Genomic DNA, 14,411 nt, shown 5'->3' on the forward strand with positions numbered 1-14,411 from the left:
ATGTCCACCACCCTCGACGACCTCACCGCCGCAGTGGCCGCGGTGTGCGGGCTGTGGCCGGGGGAGCATGTCGAGGGCACGGAGGCGGGCCGGCTCGTCGCGCTCAACGACGCGCTGGGCAAAGTGCGGCGGCTCGCCGACGCGGCCACCGTGCGGGTGGCGGCGGAGATCGCCCGGCAGTCCCGTCCCGAACTGGGCGCGGACTCGCTCGCGAGGAAGCAGGGCTTCCGCAATGCCAACGTGCTGCTGGCGAGCGAGCTGGGCATCGCGAACGGCGAGGCGGCACGGCTCGTGGAGGTCGGCGAGGCGACCGCGCCCCGCGTGCTCCTGACGGGCGAGCACGCGCCCGCGAGGCATCCGCACGTCGGTGAAGCGGTGGAGGCAGGCGTCATCGGGATGCCGGCAGCGTCGGCGATCATCCGGATGCTCGACCGGGTCGTCACGACGGCCGGTCGGACCGCGACGGACGCCGCGGAGCAGACACTCATCGGTCAGGCGCCCGGACTCACGCTGGATGCGCTCTCGAAAGTGCTCGCCCGTGCCGAGGCATACCTCGACCCCGACGGCGTCGCGCTCCGGGAAGACGAACTGCGGGCGAAGGAGTCACTGCGGATGCGCGAGGACTCCGACGGGATGCTGCACCTCACCGCGGTGTTCGGTCCCGAGCGCGGCGCCCCGATCAAAGCCGCCCTCGAGGGATACGTCACCGCCCGGCTCGCCGCGCAGCGGGATGCCGCGGCTGCGAGATCGGGCATGGGGGAGTCCGGACAGTCGGAAGACGCCCCCGCGGATGCGCTCTTCGTCGACGATGTGGTCGACGCGCCTCGTCCGACGATCCCGCAGCTGCACGCCGAAGCCCTCGCGCTCATCTGCGAGCATCTGCTCGGCTGCGCGGATCGGGATGTGCCGGTGCAGGGCGCGACCGTCGTGGTCCGCCTCAGCCTCGACGACCTAGAGAGCGGCACCGGATACGCGCTCATCGACGGGATGACCACCCCGGTCTCGGTCGGCACCGCCCGTCGGATGGCCGCCGACACCGGGATCATCCCCTGCGTCCTCGGCGGTGACAGCGAGATCCTCGACTGGGGTCGGCAGAAGCGGCTGTTCACGCCCGCTCAGCGGCTCGCACTCGGCGAGCGGGACGGCGGCTGCGCCGGCTGCGGCGCCCCACCGTCGCACTGCAAGGTGCATCACCTCGACTGGTGGAAACGCGACCGGGGTCCGACCGATCTGTCCAACGGGATCCTGCTGTGCACGTCGTGCCATCACCGGATCCATGACAGCGGCTGGACCATCCGCATCGACGGTGCCGGCATCGCGGCGCGGGTGTGGTTCATCCCGCCTCCGTGGATCGACGCCGCCCAGACGCCCCGCCTCGGCGCCCGGCGCAGATTCGACTACGTCGCGGCCTGATCAGGAAGCGCGCGCCGGCCACGCCGGCCGCGCCCGCACGACCCGCCGCGCCCGCCCGCCGCGCCGGCAGTGCCCGCCCGACCCGCCGCGCCCGCCATCTCCGGACACCGCCCTCGGTACTGTTGAGGCATGCCCGTCACGCTCCTCGGCGCCACCGAGATCCGCTCGCTCGCCGCCGACCTCGACGTGACCCCCACGAAGAAGCTCGGCCAGAACTTCGTCGTGGACGCCAACACCGTCCGCAAGATCGTGCACACGGCTCGCGTCACCGACGCCGACCGCGTCGTCGAGGTCGGCCCCGGCCTCGGCTCGCTCACCCTCGCCATCCTGGAGACCGGCGCCACCGTGACGGCCGTCGAGATCGACCACCGCCTCGCCGCGCGTCTGCCCGACACCGCCGCCGCGCACGGCGTCCCCGACGGCGCGCTGACGGTCGTCGACGCCGACGCGCTCCGCGTCACCGAACTGCCCGGCGACCCGAACGTCCTCGTGGCCAACCTGCCCTACAACGTCAGCGTCCCCGTTCTGCTGCACTTCATGGAGACCTTCCCGCACCTCCAGCGCGGCGTCGTCATGGTCCAGGCCGAGGTCGGCGAGCGACTCGCCGCCCCGCCCGGATCCAAGGTCTACGGCGCACCGAGCGCGAAGGCCGCCTGGTACGGCCGCTGGCGCCTCGCGGGCACCGTGTCGCGGCAGGTGTTCTGGCCGGTCCCGAACGTCGACAGCGTCCTCGTCGGCTTCGAGCGCGACACGACGTCCCGCGGGACCGAGGAGGAGCGGCTCGCGACCTTCCGCATCGTGGATGCCGCCTTCCAGCAGCGCCGCAAGATGCTGCGGCAGGCACTGGCCGCCGTCCTCGGCGGCAGCGCCGCCGAGGCCGTCACCGTGCTGGAGGCCGCGGGCGTCGCGCCGACGGCGCGGGGCGAGGAGCTCGGCATCGACGACTTCACGCGTATTGCACGCGCCGCGTGGCGTTCACCACGTGTTCAGGAAACATCCCGGTAACATTGGCGCGACCGCGGATCGGCCCGCCCGATCCGTCCCGACGGGAAGGGAACCCATGCGCCGCGCCGAGCACCCGGCTGCCGAACGCATCCTGCTGCATATCAGCGACACCCATCTGCGGGCGGGCATCCCCCACCTGTTCGACAGTGTCGATGGGGCGGCCAGCCTGACCAGAGCCCTCGACGGCATCGAAGCGTCGGGTCTCCGCCCCGACGCGGTCGTGTTCACCGGCGACCTCGCCGACCTCGGCGAGCCGGCCGCATACCGCGTGCTGCGCGCACTCGTCGAGCCGTTCGCCGAACGCCTCGGCGCGCGCCTGCTCTGGGTCATGGGCAACCACGACGACCGGGCCGCGTTCCGCGCGCGCCTGCTCGACGAAGACGGACGCGGCGACCCGCTCCGTCCCGTCGACCGGGTCGACGAGCTGGACGGCCTCCGCGTCGTCACGCTCGACACGAGCGTCCCGGGCCACCATCACGGCGAGGTCACGCCCGCACAGCGGGCCTGGCTCCGCGACGTGCTCGCGACCCCGGCGCCCCTCGGCACCATCCTCGCGATGCACCACCCGCCGATCCCCAGCGTGCTGCCCCTCGCGGCGAGCGTCGAGCTCCGCGCGCAGGCGAGCCTCGCCGAGGTCGTCCGCGGCACCGACGTGCGCGCCATCATCGCCGGCCACCTGCACTACTCGACGTTCGCGACCTTCGCCGGCATCCCCGTCTCGGTCGCCTCGTCCACCTGCTACGCGCAGGACCTCACTGTCCCCGTCGGCGGGTCGCGGCCGCAGGACGGTTCGCAGGCGTTCAACCTCGTCCACGTCTACGACGACACGATCGTGCACTCGGTCGTGCCGATCGACGCGCCGCGGCCCCTCGAGCACATCGACGCCGGCGAGGCGCTCCGGCGCCTTCAGGCCGCCGGCATCGAGACGTCGCTCACCGCGTCGCGGGTTGCTCCGCCGACCGAGCCGCTGACCGTCCTGCGCTGATCTCCGCAGCCTCCCACGGGGGTCGCGCCGGGAAGAGGCGCTCCAGCAGCGACGTGACGGCCCGCACACGCACCTTCTCGGGCACCTCGGTCTCGCCGCCGTCGTTGAGGCAGAACATGTCGACGTCCTTGCGGGTCGCGAGGCGCTCCATCCGGCCGAGCGACGCGGCCGCCGTCGTCTGGTAGTACCGCACACGCGGCGCCGTCGAGGCGAGCGCGCGCCCGGTGGCCTGCGCGTAGTAGTGGTACAGGCAGTTGGTCACCGACACGTCGGTCGCCGACCGGAAGCGGGCCGCGGCGGTGCGGGCGACCTCGTCCGGGAACTCCCGCTCGAGCTCGAACATGACGCTCCGCCGCAGCGGCGCCGCGCAGTGCTCGAGGTCGCGGACGATCGTCCGGCCGAACCGCTCCTGCAGGAGCGCACGGTTCACCCGCAGCGCGTTGTCGTGCCCGCTGCGCGCGACGCGCGTCGGACCCGTGCCGATGCGCACGTCGCACTCGACGAACGACGAGATGCCGGCGGGGGAGAAGAAGAGCTCCGGGGAGACGGGACGCCCGAAGAACATGTCGTCGTTCGAGTACAGGAAGTGCTCGGAGAGCCCCTCGATGCGGTGCAGCTGCGCCTCGACCGCGTGCGAGTTGTGCGTCGGCAGCACCGACGGATCGGCGAAGAACTCCTCGCTGCGCACGATCGTGACGCGCGGGTGGTCCAACAGCCAGGCAGGCGCGGGGGAGTCGGTCGCGATGAAGATGCGCCGCACCCACGGGGCGTACATGTAGACGCTGCGGAGGGCATAGCGCAGCTCGTCGACGTGACGGTAGCGCGCGGGGCCGGCATCGCCCTCGCCGACGACGTACTCGGACAGCTGGGCCGCGCGCTGGCGCTGGAAGTCGGTCGACGATCCATCGACCCACGAGAAGACCATGTCGATCTCGCCCGTGAACTCGCCGGGGTGCGCGTCGAACATCCCGCTGACCGTGCGCCACGTGCGGCCGTAGCGCTCCACCGTCGCGCCGGACAGGTCCTCGGCCGGGAACGCCCGACGGGTGAGGGCATTGGCGTGCGGGGCCTCGATGAGCTCCTCGCCGAAGCGCCAGAATTCCACGCGCGCCGCATACGCCGCGCCGTAGCGGAGACCGCCGGTGCGCGCGACGCGCGGACGGAACACGCGGATCGCCGACGGACCGGTCGCGGTGCTCGCGAACTCCACCGCGGGCACCGCCGAGCCGGTCGCCGGCTTGACGTACAGGGGCTCGCCGGCGCCGCGCGCCGCGAGTGCGGTCAGCGCACGGTCGCGGTCGGCGAGGTCGACGACGAGGGCGGGCACGTCGGAGGAGTGCCGGATGAGGAGGTGGGCGACGCCGGCGTCGTCGAAGGCATCGGCGATCAGCAGCAGATCGGCGGTGCGCGCCTGATCCGGAGTGACGTCCTCGTGCGAGAGGTGCAGCATGCCGCGGTCCAGCACGATGTCGTCGCGCTCCAGCAGGGCGGCCCAGCGGTCGGGCTGGGTGGGAAGGGCGGAAAGACGCGCCATGGATGCCTCCGTTCGATGTTTCGGGTTCACACTAGGAACCGCGGGTTACGGTGACGTTTCCGGGACACGCGCGGGAGACGGCGGATACGCTGGGACGGTGACCGATGACGACCGCTTCCCGCCTTCGCGGGGAGGAGACCTGCACAGACCTTACACCGCCGCCGATGACCGCTACCTGGGAGCCTCGTTCCGCCAGGTGGGCGACAGCGGCCTGTACCTGCCGCCCATCTCGCTGGGCCTGTGGTGGAACTTCGGCGACAACATCCCCTTCGACGCTCAGCGTTCGCTGCTGCGGCACGCCTTCGATCGCGGAGTGACCCACTTCGACCTGGCCAACAACTACGGCCCGCCGTACGGGTCTGCGGAGACGAACTTCGGCCGCATGATGCGGGAGGACTTCGCCCCGTACCGCGACGAGCTGATCATCTCGTCCAAGGCCGGCTGGGACATGTGGCCGGGCCCCTACGGGACGCAGGGCTCGCGCAAGTACCTGCTCGCGAGCGCCGACCAGTCGCTGCAGCGGATGAGCCTGGACTACGTCGACATCTTCTACTCGCACCGCGTCGACGACGTCACCCCGATCGAGGAGACCATCGGGGCGCTCGACACCCTCGTCCGCCAGGGCAAGGCGCTCTACGTCGGCATCTCGTCCTACAGCGCCGAGCGCACGGCCGCGGCGAAAGCGGCCGCTCGCTCCCTCGGCACGCCACTCGTCATCCACCAGCCGGCGTACTCGATCCTCAACCGCTGGGTCGAAGACGGCCTGACCGGCGTGCTCCGCCAGGAGGGGATGGGCGCGATCGCGTTCACCCCGCTCGCCCAGGGGCTCCTCACGGACAAGTACCTCGGCGACGGGACCGCCGACCGCGCCCAGCAGCGGTCCTCCCTCCCCGGCGGCCGGCTCAGCGAGCACGGTCTGTCGGCGCTGCGCAGCCTCGACGTCATCGCGAAGGAGCGCGGGCAGAGCCTCGCGCAGATGGCCATCCAGTGGGTGCTCCGCGACCCGGTGGTCACCTCGGCCCTCATCGGCGCGTCGCGTCCGGCGCAGCTGGACGAGAACCTCGCGGCCCTGAACGGCCCGGCGTTCGACACGGAGGAGCTCGAGCGCATCGACGCGCTCTCCGACAGCATCGAGGTCGACCTCTGGGCGGACTCGGCGACCGCGTGAGCCTCCTCGGCATCCGCGACCGCGTGCACGTCCGCGCGCCCGGCAAGCTCAACGTCTTCTTCGAAGTCGGCGACGTGCAGGACGACGGCTACCACGACGTCGCGTCGGTGTATCAGGCGGTCTCGGCCTACGAGGACGTCATCGCCACGCCGGCCGACGATTTCCGCGTCACGGTCACGGGCGCCGTCGACGTGGGCGACGTGCCGCTGGACGACCGGAACCTCGCGGTCCGCGCCGCGCGGCTGATCGCCCGTGAGCTGGAGCAGCCCGGCGGAGTGCACCTCGAACTCCGCAAGGGCGTGCCGGTCGCCGGCGGCATGGGCGGCGGGTCCGCCGACGCGGCCGCGGCGCTCGTCGCGTGCGACGCCCTGTGGGACGGCGGGCTGTCCTCCGCACGCCTGCACGAGCTCGCCGCGCGTCTCGGCGCCGACGTGCCGTTCTCGCTGCTGGGCGGCACCGCCGTCGGCACGGGCCGCGGCGACGAGCTCGCCCCGGCGCTCGCGCGGGGACGGTTCGACTGGGTCCTCGTGACGAACGCGGAAGGGCTGTCCACGCCGACCGTCTACGGCGAACTCGATCGCCTGCGCGCCCAGCCGGACATCACGCCGCGCCGCGGCACACCCGCCGTCGACCCCGCCGTCCTGCAGGCGCTCCGCGCGGGCGACCCGATCGCCCTGGCCGCGGCCGTCCGCAACGACCTCCAGGTCGCCGCATGCCACCTGCGCCCCGGGCTCAGCGCGCTGATCGAGACCGGCATCGCCTACGGCGGGCTCGCCGGGATCGTCTCCGGGTCGGGCCCGACGGTCGCCTTCCTCGCGGGCTCGGATGCCGCAGCCCGCGACCTGCGTGCCGACCTCATCGCGGTCGGCCACGACGTCCTCCATGTCCACGGTCCCGTCCCCGGAGCGAAGGTGGTCTCCTTCACATGAACGAAGTCCCTCTCCCGACCTGGCGGGACGCTCCCGTCGACGCCGCGGCCCGCGACGCGCTGCACAGCCGCGGCCTCTCGTATCGCACCGTCGCCGGAGACGAGGTCGACGGCTGGCTCCAGTCCGTCGCGCGCGGATTCCAGGACGGCGAGCGCACGGAGGCGCAGCTCGCGGCGGGCCGGACCCGCAACGTCGACAAGCGTCTCACCGGCGTGTTCGACGACGCCGCTCCGGACGGCGCGCTCGCGGGGCCGGTCGCGACGCTCGCGTCCTGGATCGGCGACCTCGCGCTCCCCGGGGAGACCGCGGTGCCGTCGTGGGCGATCAGCGCCGTGACGGTCTCGCCGACGCACCGCCGTCGCGGCATCGCCCGGGCGCTCCTGGAGGGCGAGCTCCGCACGGCCGCCGCACAGGGCGTCCCCGCCGCGATGCTCACCGTCTCGGAGTCTCCCCTGTACGGGCGGTACGGCTTCGGCGTCGCGGCGGAGAGCGCATCGCTGGTAGTGGACGCCAAGCGGGCGAACTGGATCGGGCCGCGCCCGGAGGGGCGGGTCGACTTCGTCTCCCGCGCCGACGCGAAGGAGCTCTTCACCCAGCTCCACGAGCGCACGCGCCTGCAGGCTCCCGGAGAGATCACACTGCCACCGGGCCACGAGGACCGCTTCACCGGCACGGCCCCCGACTCGAGCCACGGCGGCGACGTGCGCTGCGTGCGCTATACGGACGGCGACGGCGAGAGCCGAGGCGTCGTGTCGTACCGCATCCGCTCCAACGACGACGACTTCACGAAGGGCACCGCGGAGGTCACCCGTCTCCTTGCCGACGGCGCCGACGCGTACGCGGCGCTGTGGCGGTTCGTCCTCGAGCTCGACCTCATCGGCGAGGTGCACGTCGATCTCGCCGGGACGGATGAGCCGGTGCTGTGGATGATCGACGACCGCCGTGCCGCGACCGTCACGGTCCGCGATCACCAGTACGTCCGGATCCTCGACGTCCCCGCCGTCCTGGGCGCGCGCCGCTACGACACCGTCGGGTCCGTCGTGCTGGACGTCGACGACCCTCTCGGCCTCGCCGCCGGCCGGTTCCTCCTCGCGGCGGACGGCGAGGGCCGCGGCACGGTCACGCGGGTGGACGACGCGCCGGACGGCGTCGCACGCGTCTCGCTCGGCATCGCGGAGCTGTCCGCCGCGTGCCTCGGCGGCGTGTCCCTGCTGACCCTCGCCCGCGCGGGGCGCGTGCGGGGGGCGGATGCCGGTGCGGCGCGCCTGCTGTCGTGGCACGTCACACCGCGTCTCAACCTCTGGTACTGAATCGCCGGTTCCGAATCGCCGGTACGGAGGCTCAGGCCTCCAGGCGGTCGCCGAGCTTCAGCCACTCGTCCTCGAGGCGGCCGATCTCCTCGGTGAGGTCGTCCCGTCGCCCGTACAGGGCGGTGAGGCGCTCGTACGGCGCATCCTGACTCGAGGCGATCTCGACGTCCAGCGTCCCGATCTCGCCCTGCAGCCGGGCGATCCGGCGCTCGAGCGCGGACTGCTCCTTCTCCGCCGCCCGCCGGTCCGCGCCGGACAGGCCCGGCGCGGAGGACGTCGAGGCGCCCGAGGCGGCCGGCGCGACGCTGTCCTGCGCGCGGCGCAGCCGGAGGTACTCGTCGACTCCGCCGGGGAGGTGACGAAGGCGCCCCTCGAGGATCGCGAACTGCTGGTCGGTGACGCGCTCGAGGAAGTACCGGTCGTGCGAGACGACGAGGAGCGTCCCGGCCCAGGAGTCCAGGAGATCCTCGATCGCGCCGAGCATGTCGGTGTCGAGGTCGTTGGTCGGCTCGTCGAGGATGAGGACGTTCGGCTGGTCGAGGAGGATCAGCAGCAGTTGGAGGCGCCGCTTCTGACCACCGGACAGATCCTTCACGGGCGTCGACAGCTGCTCCGACGAGAACCCCATCCGCTCCAGCAGCTGGCCGGGGGTGAGGTCCTGCGCCTTGGAGCCGGTGCCGATGGTGTAGCTCGTGCGCAGCCGCGAGATGACGATCCGGACGGGGTCGGCCATGTGCTCGTCGAGCTCGTCCATCCGCTGCGTGAGCGTCGCGACCTTGACGGTCTTGCCGCGCTTCACGCGGCCGGCCGTCGCCTCGACAGCGCCGGAGATGAGTCCTAGGAGCGTCGACTTCCCGGCGCCGTTGACGCCCAGGATGCCGGTGCGCTCGCCGGGCGCGATCCGCCACTCCACATCCCGCAGCACCATCCGCTCCCCGTAGGAGACGCCGACGTCGAGCAGATCGACGACGTCCTTGCCGAGGCGCGAGACGGCGAGCGACTGCAGCGACACCCGATCGCGGATCTCCGGCACATCCGCGATGAGCGCGTTGGCCGCGTCGATGCGGAACTTCGGCTTCGACGTGCGGGCCGGCGCGCCGCGCCGCAGCCACGCGAGCTCCTTGCGGGCGATGTTCTGCCGGCGCGCTTCGATGGTCGCCGCCTGCCGGTCGCGCTCGACGCGCTGCAGGATGTACGCGGCGTACCCGCCCTCGAACGGCTCGACGAGCCGGTCGTGCACCTCCCACGTCGCGGTGCACACCTCGTCGAGGAACCACCGGTCGTGGGTGACGACGAGGAGCCCGCCCGCTGTCGCGCTCCACCGTCGCTTCAGATGCTCGGCGAGCCACGCGATGCCCTCGACGTCGAGGTGGTTCGTCGGCTCGTCGAGGAACAGCACATCCCAGTCGCCGGTCAGGAGGCGCGCCAGCGCCACGCGGCGCCGCTGACCGCCGGAGAGCGAGGAGAGGACGGCGTCCCACGGCAGGTCGCCGACGAGCCCCGTGATGACCTCGCGCACCCGCGCGTCGCCGGCCCACTCGTGCTCGGGGGTGTCGCCGACGATCGCGTTGCCGACGGTGTCGTCGTCGGAGAGCGTCTCGGCCTGGTCGAGGACCCCGACGGTGACCCCGCCGCGCACCGTGACGCGGCCGCTGTCCGGCGACTGCAGGCCCGCCAGCATCTTCAGGAGGCTGGACTTGCCGTCGCCGTTGCGGCCGACGACCCCGATGCGGTCGCCCTCGTCCACGCCCAGCGAGACGGAGTCGAAGACGACGCGGGTCGGATACTCGAGGTGCAGGGCCTCGGCCCCCAGAAGATGCGCCATGTCCCTCCCAGCGTAGAGGGCGCTCAGGTGTCGAAGCTGAGACTCAGCTTGCGCAGCAGCCCCGCGAGGCGGTCGCTGTCGGAGCGGGACAGCACACCGAGCAGCAGGGCCTCGGCGTCGACGAGGCGCGTGATCGCGGCATCCACGCGTGTGCGGCCTTCTTCCGTGAGCGTCACGAGGATGCTGCGCCCGTCGCCCGGGTCGGCCTCCCGGCGCACGAGCCGCCGGCCCACGAGCCGGTCGATCCGGTTCGTCATCGTGCCGCTGGAGACGAGCGTCTGCTGCAGGAGCTGCTTGGGGCTCAGCTGGTACGGCTCGCCGGCGCGACGGAGCGCCGAGAGCACGTCCCACTCCCACGGCTCCAGCTCGCTGCGACGGAACGCCTCCCGGCGCGCGCGGTCGAGATGCCGGGAGAGCCGGTCCACGCGGGAGAGGACCTCGAGCGGGGAGAAGTCGAGATCGGGGCGCTGCCGTCCCCACGCGTCGACGATCCGGTCGACTTCGTCATGCTCGCTGGTCACTCGGTCATTATCGCGAACGGGCATGGACCTCGGCGCCGCCGCCTGTTACTGTGACCGGTAACAGGCGGGCTGGACGGTGTCGTCGCCCCGCGAGATCGAAGGGGATCCACACGCATGCGCGCACCACGGACATGGCGGATGACGGCGGCCACGGCCGCCCTGGCCCTCGGACTCGGAGCCCTCGCGGCACCGGCCGTGGCGGCAGAAGACGGACCGGTCGAAGCCGGCATCGTCGTGCAGAAGGTCGAGAACCTTCCCGCCGACTTCATCAACGGCGTCGACGTGTCCTCGGTGCTGTCGCTGGAGGAGTCGGGTGTCGTCTTCCGGGATGACGCGGGGGAGCCGGCCGACCTGTTCGACGTGCTCGCCGACCACGGCATCACCGACGTCCGCGTCCGCGTCTGGAACGATCCGTTCGACGCGGACGGCAACGGCTACGGCGGCGGTGACGTCGACGTGGAACGTGCCGTGGAGATCGGGCAGCGCGCCACCGCCGCGGGCCTGCGCGTCCTCGTCGACTTCCACTACTCCGACTTCTGGGCCGATCCCGGCAAGCAGAAGGCGCCGAAGGCGTGGGCCGACCTCTCCGTCCCGGCCAAGGCCGCCGCCGTCGGCGCGTTCACGACCGACGCGCTCGAGCAGTTCGCCGCTGCCGAGGTCGATGTCCGGATGGTGCAGGTCGGCAACGAGACCAACAACGGCGTGGCCGGGGTCACGGGCTTCGCCAACATGGCGCAGATCTTCTCCGCCGGCTCCGCCGCCGTCCGCGACGTCTTCCCCGATGCCCTCGTCGCGGTGCACTTCACGAACCCCGAGACGACCGGACGCTACGCGGGCTACGCGGCCGGCCTGCAGACGTACGGCGTCGACTACGACGTCTTCGCGTCGTCGTACTACCCGTACTGGCACGGCACGCGCGCGAACCTCACGAGCGTGCTGTCGCAGGTGGCATCCACCTACGGCAAGAAGGTCATGGTCGCCGAGACCTCGTGGGCGCGGACCTTCGAGGAGGGCGACGGCCACGGCAACACGATCGACCTGCCCAGTGAGGCCACCCAGTACCCCGTGAGCGTCCAGGGCCAGGCCACGGCCGTCCGCGACGTCATCCAGGCCGTCGCCGACGTCGGCGACGCCGGCATCGGCGTCTTCTACTGGGAGCCCGCGTGGCTTCCGGTCGGTCCGCCCTCCCAGCTCGAGCAGAACAAGCTCCTCTGGGAGGAGTTCGGCTCCGGCTGGGCCTCCAGCTACGCCGACGAGTACGACCCCGACGACGCGGGTGAGTGGTACGGCGGCTCCGCCTGGGAGAACCAGGCCCTCTTCGCCTACGACGGCACCCCGCTCGAATCGCTCAACGTGTTCGCCTACGCCCGTACCGGCGCCGTCGCGCCCCGTGAGGTGACGGCCGTCGAGAACCCCGCGGTCGGCCTCACCGACGGTGCCCCCGTCGTCCTGCCGGCGACCGTCCGGATCACCTACAACGACGGCTCGACCGAGCAGGAGGCCGTGACCTGGTCGGAAGCCGCCGAGTACATCTCCGGGCCCGGCGTGTACGAGATCTCCGGTGAGACCGCATCCGGACACGCCACGGCGGCGACCGTGACGGTCCGTGCGGTCAACCACGTCCGCAACCCCGGTTTCGAGGACGCGGACGTGTCGATGTGGACCCGCACGGGTTCGGGGCTCACGCTGCGGGCGACCGACGACCCGCGCTCCGGCACCCGGTCGGCGCACTTCTACTCCGGTGCGGCGTACACCTACACCCTCTCGCAGCGGGTGACCGCTCTGACGGCGGGGTCGTACACGGCGTCCGTGTCCGCACAGGGTGACGGCGAGAACGCCGCGAGCACGCTGCGGCTGAGCGCGGCCGTGACCGGCGGTGCGACCGCCACCGCGCCGCTCGAACTCAACGGCTGGCGCAACTGGTTCACCGGGACCACCGGAGCCGTGACCGTCCCCGCCGGCGGCACCGTCACGGTGACCGTCACCGCCAGCCTCCCCGCCGGTGCCTGGGGCACGCTCGACGACGTCGTGCTGGCGCGCGCTGCCGCCGCGCCGGCGGACACCTCGGCGCTGCAGGCCGCGGTCGACCGGGCCGAAGCCCTGGATCGCAGCATCATCACGCCGGCCTCGCTCGCGGGGCTCGACGACGCCCTCGAGATCGCCGACGTCGTGCTGGCCTCGGCGGCGCCGGCCGCCGACAAGGTGGCCGCGGCGCTCACGCGCCTCGAGTCGGCCCTCGATGCGCTGGAACTGCTCGGCGAGGAGCCCGCACCCGTGGTGCTGCCCGTCGCCGTGACCGCGGTGGAAGGCGACCCGATCGACCTCCCCGCCACCGTCGACGTGCGCCGCTGGAACGGCGCCGTCGAGGAGCAGGGCGTCGAGTGGTCCGGTGCCGTGGACTGGATCCCCGGGGCCGGCGACTACGTCCTCAGCGGCACGACCGAGGACGGCCTCGCCGCCCGCGCCACCGTGACCGTCACGCCGCGCCAGTGGGTCCGAAACCCCGGCTTCGAGGCCTCCGACACGTCGATGTGGGAGATCACCGGCACGGGGGCATCGATCGGGGCCAGCGCCGACGCCGCGGCGGGGTCGCGCGCCGTCAGCTTCTGGAGCGACGCCGCGTACACGTTCGCTGTCACGCAGCGGATCACCGGCGTCACGCCCGGCACGTACACGCTCTCCGCGACCGCGCAGGGCGACGGCGAGTCCGCCGCCGACCGGCTCACGGTCGCGGCGACCACCGCCGCCGGTGCGGTCACGGCGCCGCTCGCGCTCGACGGCTGGCAGGCCTGGCGGACGGGCACGACGCCCGCCGTCACGGTCGGATCCGACGGCATCCTCACCGTCGCCGTCCGCGGCACGCTGTCCGCCGGCGCGTGGGGCACGGTCGATCAGGTGCGCCTCACCCGTGCCGGCGACCGCGTCGCGACCGCCGACCTCGCCACGGCTGTGGACGCCCTCGCGGCGCTGCGCGCCGGCGACTACACGGACTGGTCGTACGAGCCCGTCCCGGCAGCGCTCGAGAAGGCGCGCATCGTCGTGGCGGCCGACTGGCCGAGCGCCCCGCTCGTCGCAGCCGCCACGGCGCTCCTCGCCGAGGTGCGGGCGGGTCTCGTGCGGAAGGACGCCGACACGGCGACCGCGGTGCCCGCCAAGGGCGTCCTCTCGCACGACAACGGCTGGGACACCGGGCTCCTGGACGGGGACTACCGCATCACCATGAACCTGTGGTGGGGGCAGAACGCCTCCTCGGTGCGCCTCTACGAGAACGGCGTGTTCGTCGCGGCCGTGCCGCTGACCTACGGCGGGCTGAAGGCGCAGACCGCGTCGATCCCGATCTCCGGTCGCGGCAACGGCACCTACCGGTACACCGCCGTCCTCGCCAACACGAAGGGCGAGACGACGCTGGCGCCGCTGACGGTGACCGTCACGGCGGCGAACCCCGGCACCCCCGTGCTCAGCCACGACAACCATGACGGGGACGGCACCTACACCGTGACGGCGAACATGTGGTGGGGGACCAATGCGACCTCCTACCGGTTCTACGCCGACGGCGCGCTCGTGTCCGAGGGGGCCCTCACGGCCCGGACCCCCGGCGCGCAGAAGGCGACGCTCGCCGTCACCGGCGCGACGAAGGGCAGCCACGTGTACCGCGTCGAGTTCCGCAACGCCGCGGGGACCACCTCCAGCGCACCGCTGACCGTCAAGGTCACCAGGTAGG

General features: G+C 72.6%; 10 protein-coding genes. 7 read left to right on the forward strand and 3 right to left on the reverse strand.

Features of this window, described 5'->3' with window-relative positions; all coding sequences use genetic code 11:
- The 3 genes from QZL85_RS01250 (at position 1) to QZL85_RS01260 (ending at position 3,403) form a co-directional block, all read left to right on the forward strand.
- Positions 1-1,413 (forward strand): HNH endonuclease signature motif containing protein, encoded by a 1,413-nt coding sequence (locus tag QZL85_RS01250; RefSeq protein WP_295572636.1) that lies wholly within the window; start codon positions 1-3, stop codon positions 1,411-1,413.
- Between the two features lie 129 nt (positions 1,414-1,542).
- The gene (rsmA, locus tag QZL85_RS01255; RefSeq protein ID WP_295572638.1) at positions 1,543-2,418 is read left to right on the forward strand and encodes a 16S rRNA (adenine(1518)-N(6)/adenine(1519)-N(6))-dimethyltransferase RsmA; all 876 of its coding nucleotides are present in this window, start codon (positions 1,543-1,545) and stop codon (positions 2,416-2,418) included.
- A gap of 55 nt (positions 2,419-2,473) precedes the next feature.
- Complete coding sequence (locus QZL85_RS01260) at positions 2,474-3,403, forward strand: phosphodiesterase (RefSeq protein WP_295572640.1); 930 nt, start codon at positions 2,474-2,476, stop codon at positions 3,401-3,403.
- On the opposite strand, the gene QZL85_RS01265 is transcribed toward QZL85_RS01260, so the two are convergent.
- Positions 3,351-4,937, reverse strand: coding sequence for a stealth conserved region 3 domain-containing protein (locus tag QZL85_RS01265; RefSeq protein ID WP_295572641.1), 1,587 nt, complete (start codon positions 4,935-4,937; stop codon positions 3,351-3,353). The genes QZL85_RS01260 and QZL85_RS01265 overlap by 53 nt on opposite strands.
- Positions 4,938-5,034: 97 nt before the next feature.
- Here QZL85_RS01265 and QZL85_RS01270 point away from each other — a divergent pair, with 97 nt between their 5' ends.
- Genes QZL85_RS01270 through QZL85_RS01280 form a run of 3 tightly spaced genes read left to right on the forward strand, consistent with a single transcriptional unit; the run spans position 5,035 to position 8,344 of the window.
- Entirely contained in the window at positions 5,035-6,105 is a 1,071-nt protein-coding gene (locus tag QZL85_RS01270; RefSeq protein WP_295572643.1) for an aldo/keto reductase, read from the forward strand.
- A complete protein-coding gene (locus tag QZL85_RS01275) occupies positions 6,102-7,034 on the forward strand; it encodes a 4-(cytidine 5'-diphospho)-2-C-methyl-D-erythritol kinase (RefSeq protein WP_295572645.1) in 933 nt (310 codons plus the stop codon). Before QZL85_RS01270 ends, QZL85_RS01275 begins: the two co-directional genes overlap by 4 nt.
- Positions 7,031-8,344, forward strand: coding sequence for a GNAT family N-acetyltransferase (locus tag QZL85_RS01280; protein WP_295572648.1), 1,314 nt, complete (start codon positions 7,031-7,033; stop codon positions 8,342-8,344). The genes QZL85_RS01275 and QZL85_RS01280 overlap by 4 nt, the downstream gene beginning before the upstream one ends.
- Before the next feature lie 31 nt (positions 8,345-8,375).
- On the opposite strand, the gene QZL85_RS01285 is transcribed toward QZL85_RS01280, so the two are convergent.
- Both QZL85_RS01285 and QZL85_RS01290 read right to left on the reverse strand, forming a co-directional pair.
- Positions 8,376-10,169 carry an ABC-F family ATP-binding cassette domain-containing protein gene (locus QZL85_RS01285; RefSeq protein ID WP_295572651.1) on the reverse strand — a complete coding sequence of 598 codons (1,794 nt, stop codon included), beginning with the start codon at positions 10,167-10,169 and terminating at the stop codon, positions 8,376-8,378.
- A gap of 23 nt (positions 10,170-10,192) precedes the next feature.
- Positions 10,193-10,690, reverse strand: a complete 498-nt coding sequence (locus QZL85_RS01290) for a MarR family winged helix-turn-helix transcriptional regulator (RefSeq protein ID WP_295572654.1) — start codon at positions 10,688-10,690, stop codon at positions 10,193-10,195.
- 114 nt (positions 10,691-10,804) lie between these two features.
- Between QZL85_RS01290 and QZL85_RS01295 the strand changes: the two genes are divergently transcribed.
- Positions 10,805-14,410 (forward strand): glycosyl hydrolase 53 family protein, encoded by a 3,606-nt coding sequence (locus QZL85_RS01295; RefSeq protein ID WP_295572657.1) that lies wholly within the window; start codon positions 10,805-10,807, stop codon positions 14,408-14,410.
- Position 14,411 lies beyond the last annotated feature (1 nt).

The sequence above is a fragment of the uncultured Microbacterium sp. genome (assembly GCF_900078385.1).
Classification (GTDB): Bacteria; Actinomycetota; Actinomycetes; order Actinomycetales; family Microbacteriaceae; genus Microbacterium.